The sequence below is a fragment of the bacterium genome (assembly GCA_035295165.1).
Lineage (GTDB): Bacteria > Sysuimicrobiota > Sysuimicrobiia > Sysuimicrobiales > Segetimicrobiaceae > JAJPIA01.
Genome location: DATGJN010000108.1, coordinates 23,166 through 38,457 on the forward strand (window position 1 = coordinate 23,166; position 15,292 = coordinate 38,457).

Genomic DNA, 15,292 nt, shown 5'->3' on the forward strand with positions numbered 1-15,292 from the left:
TCGGCCCGGCCTACCCGCGGCGGATCGTGTAGAAGTCGACCTCCCACACGCTGTTGTACGTCACGCCCCGCACGTCCGATCGGAAGCCGAACGGGAGCGCGGGCGTGAACAGCGGTGCGTAGGGCCCGATCTCCAGGAGGCGCCGTTGGGCCTTCTGGAGGAGCGCGACCCGCGCCTTGGGATCGGCTTCCTGGGTCGCCTGGTCGCCCCACTGGGCGAGTTCCTGGGCGGCCGGGCTCGCGCTCGCCGGCCAGTTCATCCGTTTGCCGACGAGTTGGCCGGGCAGGTACACGAGGAAATCCGTCGCGTCGGGATAGTCGGCTGCGTACCCGCCGAACAGCGCCGGCGCCTTCCCTGCGCGGTACTGCCCGAGTTCGATCGTCCCCGGCAGGCCGTCCAAGTCGATCGTGATGCCCACGGACGCAAGGTCGGATTGGATCTTCTGCGCGAGCAGCGAGTACTGGATCCCGTAGGAGGTCGCGTCACTCGCGAACATCAGCCGGCCCTTCGCCGCGGACAGACCGGCGTCCTTGAGCAGGGCCTTCGCCTTATTCTTGTCGGTCTTGACCGCCTCACGCGGGTCGAGCGCTCCCGGCAGATCGTTCGGGATCACCCCAGCCATGCGCTGGGCGCCCGGTCCCGCGATTTGGAGAATGCCGTCGTAATCGAGCGCGTACCGGATCGCCTGCAACACCTTGGGGTTCGCGAGCTGCCCGGACAGCGACGGATCCATGTTCACCATCATCACAAACGATGTCGCGACGACGCTCGACTGGATGGTCACGGACGACAGGCGGCGCAACGTCGCGAGGTTTTCCTGTCCGAGGCTCATTGCGAGATCAAGATCCCCGCGTTCGAGTTGCAGCGCCTGCGTGGAGGACTCCGGCACGCTGCGAAGCACGATGCGATCCATCTTCGCCGGCGCTCGCCAGTGATTGGGATTCCGCGCGAGCACGAGCTCCTGGGTGGGTGTGTAGCTTTGAATCATGAACGCGCCGCTGCCGGCGGAATGCGACTGGAGCCACGCCTCGGCGTGGTCCTTGGTCTTGGCGTCGACGCTCGCGTCCCCGCCCTGCGACGTCACGAGCTTGCTGTCCATGATGCCGAGCGCCCCGTTCGACAGAATCGGCAGAATCGACGGTTGAGGGGCTTTCAGACGCAGCACGATCGTCTGCGGATCCGGCGCTTGGACCTCGTCGACGTTGGCGAGGAAGAACGCCGGGTTCGACTGAAGATTGATCACCCGGTCGAACGACCATTTCACGTCGGCTGATGTCAGCGGATTGCCGCTCGCGAATCGAATCCCCTGGCGCAGCGTGAACGTGTAGAGCCGGCCGCCTCCGGAGACCTTCCACGAGGTGGCAACGTGCGGCTTCGGTGTGGACAGGTCCGCCCCGTCGAACGTCACGAGCGCGTCATAGCACGCGTGCGTGACCATCTCGCCGTCCGGTTCCAGCGTGTGCCCCGGGTCCAGGCTCCGGATGACGAAGTTCGGCGCCATGATGAGCGTGTTCGGAGTCGGCGCGGTCGCCGCGGCGGCCGTCCGGTCCCGTCCCAATCGTCCCGCGACCGCGAGCCCGGCCGCCCCGCCCGTTCCCTTGAGCAGCGTCCGGCGGCTCAGTCGGCCTGTTGCGGTGGACCCCACCAGTGCTCCCGTTCGTGTCATGCGCGGCCCCCCTTTTCGAGACTGACGCCCCAGGGAACACCGGCGTCGGCGCCGTGCTCCCTGGGGCGGGTGTGGCGTCGTCTACGCGGTCTTGCTAATCGTGTACAGGTCCATAGCCCACACGCTGTTGTACGTCACCCCCCGCACGTTGGACCGGAATGCGTACGGGATCGCAGGTTGGAACAGCGGCGCGTACGGGCCGACCTGGGCGAGCATCCGCTCCCACTGCTGGAGCAACGCGACACGCTTCTTTGGGTCGACCTCCGCCTCCGCCGCATCGGCCATCGTCGCGAGCTTCTGCGCGTCGGCCGACGCCGACGGCAGCCAGCCGGCACGCTTCCCGACCACGCGCCCGGGCGCGTAGACGAGAAAGTCGGTGGCGTCCGGATAGTCGGCCGCCCAGCCCCAGACGCCGAACTGGTCCTTTCCGCCGCGGTAGAGCGCGAGCGATGTCACGGTGGGCAGGCCGTCGAGCTTGAGCTGGATCCCGACGGCTGCGAGATCAGACTGAATCTTCTGGGCCAACAGCGCGGTCGGGATGCCGAACTGGATCGCGTCGCTCGAGTACGAGAACGTCCCGCTGACCGTACTCAGCCCGGACTCCTTCAGGAGGCTCTTGGCCTTCTCAGGGTCGGTCTTCGTCGCCGCGCTACTCGGGAGCGAGCCTGGCAACAGGGTCGGAATGACCCCGGCGAGCCGCACGGCTCCCGGCCCGGCGATCTTCAAGATGCCGTCGTAGTCGAGCGCATATCGGACCGCCTGCTGGACCTTGGGGTTCGCGAACGCGCCGCCGACCTCGGGGGTGTTGTTCATCAGGACGTAGAACGTGGTCGCCGACGGGCTCGTCTGGACCACGACGTTCGGCGCGCGGCGGAGCGATGGAATTTGATCGGGTCCGATGTTGGCCGCGACATCGAGGTCCCCCCGCACGACTTGGAGCGCCTGGGTGACCGGGTCCGGCACATTTCGGATGACGATGCGCTCCAACTTCGGACGACTCCCCCAGAAGTTGGGGTTGCGCACGAGCACGAGCTCCTGGCCGGCCGTGTAGTTTTGCGTCATAAACGGACCGCTTCCGGCGGAGTGCGCCAGCAGATACGGTTCCGCGTGGTCCGCGTTGTTGGCGTTCGGCCCAGCATCCCCACCGTTCTGGATGACGAGTTTGCTGTCGAGAATCCCCAGGCCGGGGTGGGAAAGGATCGGGATCAACGGCAACAACGGGTCCTTCGTGCGGAGGACGACGGTCTTCGGGTCGGGCGCTTCGACGCTGCTCACGCCGTCGAACAAGAAGGACGTGTTCGCCTTGAGGTTGAGAATCCGGTCGTAGGTCCACTTCACGTCGGCCGAGGTCAGGGGGTTGCCGCTCGCAAACTTCACGCCCTGCCGCAGCGTGAACGTGAACGTCTTCGCGTCCGAGCTCACGGTCCAGCCGGTCGCCAGATGCGGCCGCGGCGTGCGCAGGTCTTCACCGGCGAACGTTAACAGGGTGTCATAGGTGACCTTCTCGACCATCATGCCGGTGACTTCGATGGTACGGCCGGGATCGAGGGTCTTGATTCCCGCAAAATCGATCGCAAACAGCAGCGATCCCATGTCGGCGCTCGCCGCCTCGGCCCGCGGGGTCCATGGCGAGGGTTTCAGCAGGCCCGCTGCGGCTAACCCCACCCCGGCCCCCGCCGTCCGAAGAAATGTCCGCCGGCTAACCCGCCGCGTGCTACTGCTCGTCCCGAGCCGCCGCTTTCCTTGGCCCATTCCTCATCCCCCTCCAGGCGCCAATCTGCGCCGAGAACGCTCCGGCGGGCGGGAATCGCGTACCGCCGCTATCCCGCGCCCCGTCCCTCCGCAGCCCGGACCGTCTCGGTCTCGGCCACGGCCTGCGTAACGGCTTTGCTTCGTCCCATCATACGATCTCTCCTGTTTTCGTACACACATCGGCCGGGACGGGATTCCGATCATCCCTGCTGCCCGCGGTGAAGACGTTGAGAAGGACGTGCGCCCCTCGATGCTCCCGGGCTTCGTTGCAAACAACGGCCAGCCTCTTGATCGCTTGGTTCGACTTCAGCCGAGCCGTGGACTTCGCCTTGGCGCCACGATTCGCGTACTCATCATGCACGCCAACGCGGTGGTCGTACACCCGCCGCACGTCCAGTCGACCTGCCACACCACGCGCCCGTCCCACCCGTGGCGATCATGCCCCGTTCACCGCGCCCCCCCGCCTCCCGCGCTCCCTAGGTGCGCCGATTGAGACGGCTCGCACTCGAACAACGAGAGTTGGTCCTCGGGGAGAAACGCACGGCGGTGCGCAAGACACGGCCCGTGGCGGGCGAGGGCCGCGAGGTGTTCCGCCGTCGCGTATCCCTTGTGCCGGGCAAACCCGTATCCGGGGAACACCTCGTCGAGCGCCCGCATCGTCCGATCGCGCGCGACTTTCGCCACGATCGAGGCCGCCGCGATCGAGGCGCAGGTCGCGTCCCCGTCGATCACCGTGGCCTGAGCCACCTGCGCGGGCAATCGATCCCGACCGTCGATCAACAGGTAATCGGGGGGCGGCGTCAGCGCCGCGACCGCTCGACGCATCGCGAGGCGCGTTGCGCCGAGAATATTCCAGCGGTCGATCTCCTCGACCGAAGCTTCACCGATCCCCACGGCGAGCGCGCAGGCGCGGATCTCGGCGTCGAGTACCTCGCGCGCCTCGGGGGTGAGCCGTTTGCTGTCGTCGAGGCCGGTCAGCACGACCGCCGAGCCCAAGATGACCGCGCCGGCGAACACCGGGCCGGCGAGCGGACCCCGGCCTGCCTCGTCGACGCCGGCCACGAGCCGCCCCAACGGTGTGCGCCGTCGGTCTTCTCGGTACAGGGCACGCAGCCTCGCGCGCTCCCGCCGCTCGGCGGCCCGGATCGCCTGATACCGGCCGACCAAGGCGGCCACCGAAGCGCGGGGGTCACCCGCGAGACGCCTGAACACCTCTTCGGGCACTCGGCGAGCCGACGCCAGATAGGCGGCGATTTGGGGAACGGTCAGTCGCGCGGGGTCCATCGGACACCCGGCAAGACCGCAGCCCGGACGACGGACGCCGCGGCACGGGTCACACCCGCCCCGCCACGTCCCGGGCCCAGGTTAACGCACGAAGCCAATCCGCTGGGGCGGCCAGTAGATGAAGACCGCCCGACCAATGATGTTCGCACGAGGCACATAGCCGAAGAACCGGCTGTCCTCGCTGTTGTTCCGGTTGTCGCCGAGCACAAAGTACTCATTCGGCGGCACCGTAATTGGTCCGTAGTTGCCGAAGTCCGGGCGGATCGTGTAGCCTTTCTCCGAGACGCGGGCCCCGTCGACGTAAACGACGCCTTCCTTCAGTTGCACGTGCTGGCCCGGGAGTCCGATCACGCGCTTCACGAAGTCGCGGGACGGGTTCAGCGGGTAGCGAAACACGATCACGTCGCCCCGCTGGACCGGCTCGAACCGGTAGAGAAACTTCGCGACGAGGATGCGATCGTCCACCATCAGCGTCGGCTCCATCGAGCCGGACGGGATGTAGAACGCCTGCACCACAAACGTGATGATGACGAGACTGAGAACCGCGGCGAAGATGCACGCGTCGAGCGTCTCGATGATCGAACTGCGCGCGGCCTGCGGAATTTGGGCCGCCCGCTTGATGATGATACGGGACGCCACGAGCAGCGCGGAGATCCCGAGGATGACGGTGGGGATGCTGAGGGTGCCCACGGCCCCGACGCTACCGCTTTTCCTTAATACGGCTCTCCTTGCCGATCTTCTCCCGAAGATAGTACAGCTTCGCGCGGCGCACGCGCCCCTTCCGGAGGATCTCGATCTTCTCGACGCGGGGCGAGTGCAACGGGAACGTGCGCTCGACGCCGACGCCGTGGGAGACGCGGCGGACCGTAAACGCCTCCCGGATCCCCCCACCGCGACGCGCGATCACGACGCCCTCGAACGCCTGCAGGCGCTCGCGCCCACCCTCGGCGACTTTCATATGGACTCGAACGGTGTCGCCGGCGCCAAAGGACGGCAGGCCGGGCTTGAGCTGCTGCCGCTCGATGGCCATGAGCTTCTCCATTCCATGTCCCCCTTCTGCACTCGTGACAGCGCATTATAGCATGCGTTTCGTCACGGTCACAAGCCGGATGCGACGTCTACGTCGGACGCTGCCGCAGCTCCGCGAGCAGGACCCGCGCCTCCTCGTCGAGCGCGGCGGCGTCGATCAGGTCTGGCCGACGGCGAAGCGTGCGTTCGAGCGCCTCGCGCTTCCGCCACCGCCGGATCTGTTCATGATGTCCGCTCAGCAGCACCTCGGGCACCGGCAGGCCATGGTACTCCACGGGCCGGGTGTACTGGGGGAAATCGAGGAGGCCCGTCGAGAACGAGTCTCCGGCGACCGAGGCCTCGTCCTTGACGGCGCCGGGCAGCAGCCGCCCCACCGCCTCGACAATCACCATCGCCGCGAGCTCGCCGCCCGTCAACACATAGTCGCCGATGCTGATCTCTTCGGCCCCCAGCAGCGCCGCGACGCGCTCGTCCACGCCTTCGTATCGACCGCACACCAGCACGAGATGCGGGATGGCAGCATACGCGCGCACCCGCGCCTGAGTTAGCACCTTACCCTGGGGGCTGGTCAGGAGCACGGTCGGCTGTCCGCCCGGGTGGACGGCGCGAATGGCGTCGACGGCCCGGACGATCGGCTCCACTTTCATGACCATGCCCACGCCCCCGCCGTACGGCGCGTCGTCCACGGTGCGATGCCGGTCATCGGTGAACGCCCGAAGGTCCCACACCACCAGATCGAGCAGGCCGCGCTCACGGGCCCGGCCGAGGATGCCCACACCGAGCGGCCCCGGAAAGATCTCGGGAAAGATGGTAACGACGTCGATCCGCATCACAGCCACTCGGGGAGGCGCGCGACGATCTCCCCTGCCGCCACGTCGATGGTCTCGATGACGCCCTCGACGGCCGGCACCAGCGTGTCGCGACCGCCGGCCGAGCGCACCACATATACGTCGTTGCTGCCCGTGCGCAACACGTCCGTGACTTCGCCGACCGGCTGTCCCTCCGGGGTCTTGACCCGGAGCCCCACGATCTGAAACACGTAGTACTGCCCCGCGGGGAGCGGCCGGACCTCGGAGGCGGCGATCCGGAGCGTCGCGCCACGCAGCGCCTCGGCCGCCTCCGGCGTGTCGACCCCGGCGAGCTTCATGACGACGAATCGCCCCGCGGCCTGCGCCGACTCGACCGACGCGGTCCGGGCACCGTGGTCGTCCACGACCACGACCTCCGCGAGCGCGACCAGATGGTCGGGGAAGTCCGTCACCGGTACGACCCGCACCGCTCCCCGCAGCCCATGCGGGCGAGTTACTTCCCCAACGATCACGAGATCCCGGGGATCGGACACCTCGATCGGTCGACGCGGGAACGGGCGCGGCCCGCGGCCATCTCGGGGTGGCCGAGAGCCCCGCTCCACCTCGCGCGACGCCGACCGAGGGCGCGGCAAAGTCACGCGGCTACCGCGTCGCGGGCGTGATGATCCCGCCGGACTGAGGTACCATGGACGGAGCCGCCTCTCGAATCTCCAAGACGATGCCGTCCTTGACGATGATCTCGGTGCGGGAGATCTTGTCGAACAGATTGTCCCCGACGGCGACCTCCACGGTCCCCTCGATGGTGCCCTGCGTGAACTCGGAGTTCAGCTCCAACTCCTGGGCCTCGCGCAGTCTCGCCTGCAACTCCATGCGGGTCGCGTCCTGGCGGGCCCGCTCCAACTCGAGTTGCTGCCGGATCGCCCTCGACTGCGGGTTCACCTGGCGTTCCAACTCGAACCGGCGGAACTGCACATCGATCTGCTGGACGATCGCGTCCACCCGCTTGATCGCATCCTCGAGGTCCGCGACGTACAGACGCTTGAAACTCTCGGTGACGATCGCCTTAATGACGACCGGCCGCTGCACCGTAATCGACGCCATCTCAACTCCTCCTCTGTCGTGCTCCCGCCAACTGGACCGAACCGGTCCCGCGCGCCTGCGAGACCTATGGGCGGAGCACTTCAACGTTGACCCGCTTGCCGCTGCGCGTCGCCGCGGCGCGCGCGAGCGTCCGGATCGCCTTGATCACGCGGCCGCCACGGCCGATCACCTTACCGACATCCTCCGCCGCGACCTGCACCTCGATCACGGTCTCCTGCGGACCGTCCACAACGCGCACGGCGACCGCCTCCGGGCGCTCCACGAGGGATCGTGCCACGAGTTCGACGAGCGCCTTCACCGCGCCGCCTTCGCCCGGGACTCCTCCCACTGCCGGAGCACCCCGGTCTTCTCGAGCACCACGCGCGCGGCGTCGGACGGCCGCGCCCCCTTCCGGAGCCACGCGATCACCTTCTCCGCGTTGACCGTCATCGTCGACGGTTCCGTTCTCGGGTTGTAGAACCCCACGGTTTCGATGTAGCGCCCGCTTCGGGGGCTCCGAGAATCGGCGACGACCAGCCGGTAGAACGGCTGCCCCTTGGCGCCCCGGCGCATCAGTCGGATCTTGACGCTCATTCTCTTCCCTCCTTGCGATCTCGCCGGCATCGGGCCGGCTCCGGTCGTGCGTCTCTAGGACTGAAAGGGGAGCGGCAGCTTGCCCTTACGTCGCCCCATGCCCTCGATCTGCTTCAGCATCTTGCGGGCTTCGCCGAACTGACGCAACAGGCGGTTCACCTCCTGCACCGAGGTTCCGCTTCCTCGGGCGATGCGCCGCCGCCGGCTGCCATCGATCGTCTCAGGGTGGCGTCGCTCCCCCGGGGTCATCGAGCCGATCATCGCCTCGATCCGCTTGAGCTCACCCTCGTCCATCTGCGCCCCCCGGAGCTTCGCGCCCATGCCCGGAATCATGGAGAGCACCTGGTCCAGCGGCCCCATCGCGCGGACCTGGCGGATCTGCTGGGTGAAGTCCTCAAGCGTGAACTCGGCGCGCCGGAGCTTTCGCTCGAGCTCCTTGGCCTGGTCGACGGTGACCTGCTCCTGTGCACGCTCGATCAGCGTGAGCACGTCGCCCATGCCCAGGATCCGCGAGGCCACCCGGTCGGGGTGAAACGCCTCGAGCGCATCCATTCGCTCGCCGGTCCCGATGAAGAAGATCGGCCGTTCCAGGGTCGCGACGACGGACAACGCGGCGCCGCCTCGGGCGTCGCCGTCCAGCTTGGTCAGGATCAGCCCGTCCAGCGGCACAGCGGCGTGGAACCCCTCCGCCATCCGCACGGCGTCCTGCCCGGCCATGGCGTCCAGGACGAGCAGCGTGTAGTGCGGCGACACCGTCTCCCGCACGCGCACCAACTCGGCCACAAGGTCGTCGTCGATGTGCAGCCGGCCGGCGCTGTCCACGATCAGCGTGTCGGCGGCGAGCTCGCGACACCGGGTCAACGCCCGACGAGCGAGGGCAACCGCATCCTCGCCGCCGTCCGGGACCACAACCGTCGCCCCCGCCTGCTGGCCCACGATCTCCAGCTGGCGGACGGCGGCCGGGCGCGACAGATCCGCCGCCGCGAGCACCGGCGTGCGCCCGCGCTTCTTCAGATAGGCCGCGAGCTTTCCGGCGGTCGTCGTCTTCCCGGTGCCGTGCAGGCCCACCAGCAGGATCACGGTCGGGGGCTGCGGCGCGGGCGAGATCGAGTGATTCGCAGACCCCAACAGGCGCGTCAGCTCCGCATACACGATCTGCACGACCTGCTGGCCTGGGCTCAGGCTCGTCCACACTTCCTGCCCGACCGCGGCCTCGCGCACCCGCGAGATGAACGTGCGCGCCACCCCGACGTTCACGTCCGCCTCCAGCAACGCGAGCCGGATCTCCCGGAGCGCCGCCTCGACGTCGTCCGCCGAGAGGGTGCCCCGTCCCCGCAGCCGAGTCAGGATATCGCCGAGCTTGGTTTGCAGCTGCTCAAACATGAGTTGCCTCGTAGACCCGGAAGCCGCCGCCCCGCTCGATCTCGGCGACCCGCGTGAACATCTCCCCCATCAATCGCCCCAGCGTCTGCGCGCCCTGACTCGTCCGTGCCACCAGGTACAACCGCCCCGACGGCGCCAGGCAGTCGCGCGCTTCCCGGAGGAGCCGCAGCACAACCGCCCGCCCGGCGCGGATCGGCGGATTCATCGCGATGACGTCGAACGTCCGTCCTGCGACCGGCGCGTATCCGTCGCCGCAGAGCGCCTCCGCGTTCGGCACGTCGTTCAGCCGGATATTCTCGACCGCGAGCGCGACCGCACGCGGGTTCACGTCCACAAGGGTGACCCGGGCGTCGGGAGCACGATGCGCCAGCACGATCCCCACGACGCCGTACCCGCATCCGAGATCGAGGATGGCGCTCGCGCCGCGGACGTCCGCGGCCTCCAAGAGGAGGCGTGTGCCCCGGTCCACGCTGCTCCGCGAGAACACCCCGGCGGCGGTGCGGAACCCGAACTCGTGGTCTCCGTCGAGCCACCGGATGAGCCGCGATCGCAGTTCGGTCGCCGGCAGCGGCGTGAAGTATTGCGGAGCCGAGCCGCTCACAGGCTGTCCCGGAGCGCCCCGAGCACCCGGCGCAACGACGCAACGTCTGCGCCGTTGTGCGCGCCGAGGCGCGCGAGCCCGTGCTCCAGCGCCGCGAGATGCGCGTCCGCCTCCGCGCGCGCCCGCGCCGCCCGCTCACGGCCGGCCGCCACGCCGAGGTGGCCTTCGAGACGCTGCATCTCGGCGACGGCCCTTCGCAGCGCGTCGAACACGGCCTGCCTCGTGATCCGGCGGCGCTCGGCGATCTCCCCGAGCGAGAGGTCGTCGTGGTAGTACATGCGCACGAGTACGCGCTGCCGTTCCGTCAGCAGATCGGCGTACGCATCGAACAATCCGATGACGACGGTGCGCTCTGCGAGGGTGCGCGTACGTCCGTTGGGTGAAGAAGGTGATCTCTGTAAAGTCATAATACTTGACAGCGAGTATATCATACCGCAGGGGCGGATGGAAGATCCGGGAGAATCCGCGCACACCCCGTGCCGCGCCCAGGCACGCGCGGGGACGAGCCGGCGGTCAGGCGTCGTCGCGCGGCGTGCCGGACGAGGCTTCCGCGCCGGACGCGAGCAAGCCCTCGATGAACGCACTGGGATCGAACGGCTGCAGGTCCTCGATCCCCTCGCCGAGCCCGACCAGCTTCACGGGCAGGCCGAGCTCCTGTGTGATCGCCACGACGATCCCGCCCCGGGCGGTCCCGTCCAGCTTCGTGAGCACGACCCCGGTGACGGGCAGCGCCGCCTTGAACTGGCGCGCCTGTGCGATGCCGTTCTGCCCGGTCGTCGCGTCGAGCACGAGGAGCGCTTCAATTGGCGCACCGGGAAGCTCCCGCCGCACCACGCGATCCATCTTCTTCAGCTCCTCAACCAGGTTGGTCTTGGTGTGCAAGCGCCCCGCAGTGTCCACGATGAGCACGTCCACGTGCCGGGCGCGCGTGGCCTGGGCCGCATCGTACACGACCGCTGCGGGGTCGGCGCCCTCGCGGTGGCGGATCAGATCCACGCTCGCGCGCGCCGCCCACACCTCGAGTTGATCGGCCGCCGCGGCGCGAAACGTGTCCGCGGCCGCGAGGAGCACCTTGCGACCGTCCCCGCGCAGGCGGTGCGCCAGCTTGCCGATCGTGGTCGTCTTCCCGGCGCCGTTCACGCCGAGCACCAAGACGACGGCCGGCGGTGGTTCGAGCAGGAGCGGAACACCGGCGCCGAGGGAAGCGGCGAGGATCTCCCGGAGCGCCTGTCGCGCGGCGTCCGGCGTCCGCGCCCCGGCCCGCGCCTGCTCCTTGAGCCGCGCGATCACGGCGTCGGTTGTGCTGACCCCGAGATCCGCCTGAAGCAGCGTCTCCTCGAGTTCCTCGTAGAACGCGGGATCGAGCTCGCGGCCGAGCAGGTCGTCGAGACGCGTGGAGAGCGCCTGGCGCGTGCGGGCGAGTCCTTCTCGAAACCGGCCGAACCACCCGCCGGCGCTAGCCAACCGGCTGTCCCGCCTCGATCTGCTCGCGGTCTTGGAGCCGCATCGATACCATGTGGGAAATCCCCGGCTCCTCCATCGTCACGCCGAACATCACGTCGCAGACCTCCATCGTCGCCTTGTTGTGCGTGATGATGATGATCTGCGACCGCTCGGAGATCTCGCAGAGCACCTGCGCGATCTTGCGGGTGTTGGTCTCGTCGAGGGCGGCCTCCACTTCGTCGAACACGCAGAACGGGCTCGGACGGACGCGCAGCATCGCGAAGATCAGCGCCAGCGCGACCATCACCCGCTCGCCGCCGGAGAGCGCGCTCAGGCTGCGGAGCGCCTTGCCGGGCGGCTGCACCGCGATATCCACACCGGGCTCGTCGCTCCCCTCGACCTCCACCAACTCGAGACCGGCCCGGCCGCCCCCGAACAACCGCACGAACAGCGCCGAAAACTCCGCGTTCACCGCCCGAAACGTCTCGTCGAACCGCTCCCGGATCACTGTCTCCAGATCGGCGATCGTCGCTCGGAGCGCCAGCAGCGCGCCTTGGACGTCCCCGAGCTGCGCGCGCAGCGCTTCCGCGCGCGCGGCCGCCTGGCGGTGTTCCTCGATCGCGATCAGGTTGACGGGGCCAAGGGCGGCGATCAACCCGCGGAGCGCCTCGATCCGGCCGAGCGTCTCGTCGCGGCCCAGCGCCTCCGCCACGCCCTCGGCGGCGCGCTCGAACGGCTGTCCAAATTCCTCCTCGATGCGGCGCCGCGCGCTGCCCATCTCCGCATCCACCTGGGCTTGGCGCAGCTCCACGCGGTGCGCGTCCTCCGCGAGCGCGTCGACCCGGACCGCCGCTTCCCGATGTTCGCCGTCGAGCGCGGTGCGCCGCGTCGCAACGACGGTCCGCTCGGCATCGAGCTGCTGCATCGCCTGCTCGAGGTCGGACGCCTCGTGCGCGAGCACCTCGCACCGGGCCCGCGCGACCGCCTCGTCGGCGTCGAGGCGCGCCGCGTCCGCGTCGAGCTGCGCGGCTTCCTCGTCTAACGCGGCGCGGCGTGTCGCGGCCTGCGCCGCCGCGCGCGTCACCTCGTCCGCCCGCAGCCGGAGCGACGCGCCCCGGCCGGCGATTTCGGTGAGCGCCACCTTGATCTCGAGGATTTGGTCGCGTGCCTCGCGCGCCGCCGCGGCCTGGTCGCGAAGGAGGGTACCCAACGACGCCGCTTCGGCCTCGAGCCCGGCGAGGCGCGCGTCGAGCGCCTCCGCCTGCGTGCGTAACCCCTCGCAGAGCGTCTCCTGGGCCACCGCCTCGCGGTGGGCGGCCTCCTGTTCCGCCGCCCGGCCGGCGGCTTCTTCGCCGATCCGCGCGGCCTCCGCGTCAAGCAGCGTGAGGCGCCGCTCGGCCTCGGCCCGTCGCTCCGCCGCGCCGACGATCGCGCCGTCGGCGTCGGCAATTGCGGCGTCGATCTCACGCAGCCGGGTGGCCGCGTACTCGACCTTCCCTCCCTGCTCCCGCGTGGCACGCTCCACGCGCGCGAGCGCCGCCCTCGCCTCCTCGATCTCCTCCACGCGGCCGACCACGGTCCCGCGCGCTGCGGCGCCGCGTCCGGTCGTGAGCATGCCCTCACGCGACAGCAGGTCGCCCGCCACCGTCACGATCGCGCCAGGATAGCCGGTCACGCGCGCCCGCAGCGCCGCGTCCAGATCCTCCACCACGAGCACGTCCGCGAGCAGCGCGCTCACCACCTCGGGGTGAGGCCCGGAGACCCGTACGATGTCGAGCGCGCGCCCGCGGACGCCGGGGTCGGCGGCCACGGCGGGAACGAGCGGTTCCGGTGTCCGGCGCTGCGCCAGCGGGACCGGCACGAACGTAACGGCGCCGAGGTCCGGCGCGCCCCACGCCTCCCGAAGGGCGCGCACGTCGTCCACGGACTTCACGATCAGCGCCGACAACGCGGGGCCGAGCGCGACCTCGATCGCCACGCGGGCCTCGCGCGGGACCCCGAGGGCCTCGACGACGGCGCCCTGAATCGCCGCGAACGCGTCCGGGTCTCGCTGGCGGGCGAGGAGCAGCTCGCGCGCGCCCGCGTCGTATCCGCGATACTGGGCGTGGGCGTCCTCGAGATGCCGGAGGTGTGAGCGGGCCGTCTCCTGCTCGACCTCGACCCGATGCAGCCCCGCGCGCAACTCTTCGCGCGCCGCGGACTCCCGGACGTGCGCTTCGCGAAGGACCCCCAGGCGCTCCCGGATCGCCGCGAGGTCGGCGGCCGCGCGATCGAGCGACGCCGAAAGCTCCAGGCGGCGCTCGTCCAATGCGGCCCGTTGCGCGTCCAGGTACGCCCTGCGCTCGATCAGCGACGCGATCCGGTCGCGATGGCCCGCCGCGCGGGCCTCGGCGGCCGCAAGCGCGTTGCGCGCCCGGCTGCGCGCCTCGGCCACGGCCCGCGCTTCGTCGCGCCCCGCGTCGAGACGATGCTCGGCCTCGGCGGCTTCGCGCTCCACGGCCGCGAGGTGCGCCTCGGCGGCCGTCACCGTGGCCTGCGCCCGGTCCCGCTCAAGGGCGAGCGAGTGCTCCGCCTCATCGAGCGTGGCGCGCTCCCGCTCGAGCGCCGTCCCTTCGTCGTCGTACCGCTCGGCTTCACGGACGATCCGGTCCCGCTGCACCTGGAGCCCGCGGCGTCGTTCCGCGAACAGCCGCAGACCGGCCTCCTCCGCGGTGCGCCGCTCTGTCAGGCGGACGAGCGCGCGCTGCGCCTCGTCCCACTCACGCCCGGCTTCTGCGGCGCGGTGGTCGAGCGTCTCCCGCTCCGACTCGAGCGCGCGCAACACCCCGTCGACCTCGCGCCGGCGCGCGGCGACCTGCTCAAGTTGCTCGCGCACCCGGCGGTGGGCGCGGGCGAGACGGCGCACCTCCTCGACCTGCAGCGCGAGCTCCTTCTCACGGAGCTCCTGAGTGTACGCCTGGTACTGCTGGGCCGCGTCGGCCTGAGCGGCGAGCTGCGCGACGTGGCCTTCCTGTTCGCCGAGGATGTCGGTAACGCGGAGGAGCAACTGATCCGCCGCGGCCATGCGGCGTTCGGCGTCCCGGCGGCGCCGCTTGTACTTGGCTACCCCCGCCGCTTCCTCGAGGATCATCCGCCGCTCTTCCGGGGTCGCGTCGAGCGTGTGGTCGACCTCGCCCTGGGTGATCAGCGCGTACGAATGCCCGCCGAGGCCGGTCCCGAGAAACATCGTTTGGATGTCGCGCAGCCGGCACGGCAGCGAGTTGATCAGATACTGGCTGTCCGCCCCGCGCAGCGCACGGCGGGTCACGGTGACCTCGGCGAAGGCCAGCGGCGTAGGCGGCGCATCGTCGTCGCTCGCCGCCGGCAGGGTGAGGGTTCCGTCCGCGTTATCCAGTGTCAGCGTCACCTCGGCCATCCCGAGCTGACGCCGGTGCTCGCTCCCGGCAAAGATCACGTCTTCGTTGCGGACCCCGCGCAGCGATCGCAGGCTCCCTTCGCCCAGTGCCCACCGGATCGCATCGAAGATGTTGCTCTTCCCGCTGCCGTTCGGTCCGACGATCGCCGTGATTCTCGGCGAAAACTCCAGCGGCGTTCGCTCCGCAAAGGTTTTGAATCCCGCCAATTCCAGTCGCCTGAGACGCACGTGATGCC

Annotated in this window: 15 protein-coding genes; all 15 read right to left on the reverse strand. The window is 69.6% G+C overall.

Translation table 11 applies throughout. The features are described from left to right. Positions 1-10: 10 nt before the first annotated feature. The 15 genes from VKZ50_18630 to smc all read right to left on the reverse strand — a co-directional run bounded on the left by VKZ50_18630 (position 11) and on the right by smc (position 15,284). Positions 11-1,666, reverse strand: a complete 1,656-nt coding sequence (locus VKZ50_18630) for an ABC transporter substrate-binding protein (protein HLJ61746.1) — start codon at positions 1,664-1,666, stop codon at positions 11-13. Positions 1,667-1,747: 81 nt separating this feature from the next. Further along, the gene (locus tag VKZ50_18635; GenBank protein ID HLJ61747.1) at positions 1,748-3,418 is read right to left on the reverse strand and encodes an ABC transporter substrate-binding protein; all 1,671 of its coding nucleotides are present in this window, start codon (positions 3,416-3,418) and stop codon (positions 1,748-1,750) included. Between the two features lie 447 nt (positions 3,419-3,865). After that, positions 3,866-4,702, reverse strand: a complete 837-nt coding sequence (locus VKZ50_18640; protein HLJ61748.1) for a ribonuclease HII — start codon at positions 4,700-4,702, stop codon at positions 3,866-3,868. An 81-nt stretch (positions 4,703-4,783) separates the two neighbouring features. Beyond that, a complete protein-coding gene (lepB, locus tag VKZ50_18645; GenBank protein ID HLJ61749.1) occupies positions 4,784-5,392 on the reverse strand; it encodes a signal peptidase I in 609 nt (202 codons plus the stop codon). Between the two features lie 10 nt (positions 5,393-5,402). Then, positions 5,403-5,744, reverse strand: coding sequence for a 50S ribosomal protein L19 (rplS, locus tag VKZ50_18650; GenBank protein ID HLJ61750.1), 342 nt, complete (start codon positions 5,742-5,744; stop codon positions 5,403-5,405). A gap of 76 nt (positions 5,745-5,820) precedes the next feature. Next, the gene (gene trmD, locus VKZ50_18655; GenBank protein ID HLJ61751.1) at positions 5,821-6,561 is read right to left on the reverse strand and encodes a tRNA (guanosine(37)-N1)-methyltransferase TrmD; all 741 of its coding nucleotides are present in this window, start codon (positions 6,559-6,561) and stop codon (positions 5,821-5,823) included. Then, a complete protein-coding gene (rimM, locus tag VKZ50_18660) occupies positions 6,561-7,073 on the reverse strand; it encodes a ribosome maturation factor RimM (GenBank protein HLJ61752.1) in 513 nt (170 codons plus the stop codon). The genes trmD and rimM overlap by 1 nt, the downstream gene beginning before the upstream one ends. Positions 7,074-7,182: 109 nt before the next feature. Then, complete coding sequence (locus tag VKZ50_18665) at positions 7,183-7,641, reverse strand: YlqD family protein (protein ID HLJ61753.1); 459 nt, start codon at positions 7,639-7,641, stop codon at positions 7,183-7,185. A 64-nt stretch (positions 7,642-7,705) separates the two neighbouring features. After that, positions 7,706-7,939 carry a KH domain-containing protein gene (locus VKZ50_18670; protein HLJ61754.1) on the reverse strand — a complete coding sequence of 78 codons (234 nt, stop codon included), beginning with the start codon at positions 7,937-7,939 and terminating at the stop codon, positions 7,706-7,708. Beyond that, positions 7,936-8,214 (reverse strand): 30S ribosomal protein S16, encoded by a 279-nt coding sequence (gene rpsP, locus VKZ50_18675; GenBank protein HLJ61755.1) that lies wholly within the window; start codon positions 8,212-8,214, stop codon positions 7,936-7,938. The genes VKZ50_18670 and rpsP overlap by 4 nt, the downstream gene beginning before the upstream one ends. 54 nt (positions 8,215-8,268) lie before the next feature. After that, positions 8,269-9,597, reverse strand: coding sequence for a signal recognition particle protein (gene ffh / locus VKZ50_18680; GenBank protein HLJ61756.1), 1,329 nt, complete (start codon positions 9,595-9,597; stop codon positions 8,269-8,271). Continuing rightward, positions 9,590-10,198: a methyltransferase gene (locus VKZ50_18685; GenBank protein HLJ61757.1), complete on the reverse strand. Its 609-nt coding sequence runs from the start codon at positions 10,196-10,198 to the stop codon at positions 9,590-9,592. The genes ffh and VKZ50_18685 overlap by 8 nt, the downstream gene beginning before the upstream one ends. Then, positions 10,195-10,629, reverse strand: coding sequence for a sigma factor-like helix-turn-helix DNA-binding protein (locus tag VKZ50_18690; protein ID HLJ61758.1), 435 nt, complete (start codon positions 10,627-10,629; stop codon positions 10,195-10,197). Before VKZ50_18690 ends, VKZ50_18685 begins: the two co-directional genes overlap by 4 nt. Positions 10,630-10,711: 82 nt before the next feature. Then, positions 10,712-11,662 (reverse strand): signal recognition particle-docking protein FtsY, encoded by a 951-nt coding sequence (gene ftsY, locus VKZ50_18695; GenBank protein ID HLJ61759.1) that lies wholly within the window; start codon positions 11,660-11,662, stop codon positions 10,712-10,714. Then, on the reverse strand, positions 11,655-15,284 hold the full coding sequence (gene smc / locus VKZ50_18700) for a chromosome segregation protein SMC (protein HLJ61760.1): 3,630 nt from the start codon (positions 15,282-15,284) through the stop codon (positions 11,655-11,657). Before smc ends, ftsY begins: the two co-directional genes overlap by 8 nt. Between the last annotated feature and the right edge of the window lie 8 nt (positions 15,285-15,292).

Coding starts and splice junctions, on each gene's coding strand:
- VKZ50_18630 (HLJ61746.1), bottom strand. CDS start 1,666: ATGACACGAACGGGAGCACTGGTGGGGTCCACCGCAACAGGCCGACTG.
- VKZ50_18635 (HLJ61747.1), bottom strand. CDS start 3,418: ATGGGCCAAGGAAAGCGGCGGCTCGGGACGAGCAGTAGCACGCGGCGG.
- VKZ50_18640 (HLJ61748.1), bottom strand. CDS start 4,702: ATGGACCCCGCGCGACTGACCGTTCCCCAAATCGCCGCCTATCTGGCG.
- rplS (HLJ61750.1), bottom strand. CDS start 5,744: ATGGAGAAGCTCATGGCCATCGAGCGGCAGCAGCTCAAGCCCGGCCTG.
- trmD (HLJ61751.1), bottom strand. CDS start 6,561: ATGCGGATCGACGTCGTTACCATCTTTCCCGAGATCTTTCCGGGGCCG.
- VKZ50_18665 (HLJ61753.1), bottom strand. CDS start 7,641: ATGGCGTCGATTACGGTGCAGCGGCCGGTCGTCATTAAGGCGATCGTC.
- rpsP (HLJ61755.1), bottom strand. CDS start 8,214: ATGAGCGTCAAGATCCGACTGATGCGCCGGGGCGCCAAGGGGCAGCCG.
- ffh (HLJ61756.1), bottom strand. CDS start 9,597: ATGTTTGAGCAGCTGCAAACCAAGCTCGGCGATATCCTGACTCGGCTG.
- VKZ50_18690 (HLJ61758.1), bottom strand. CDS start 10,629: ATGATATACTCGCTGTCAAGTATTATGACTTTACAGAGATCACCTTCT.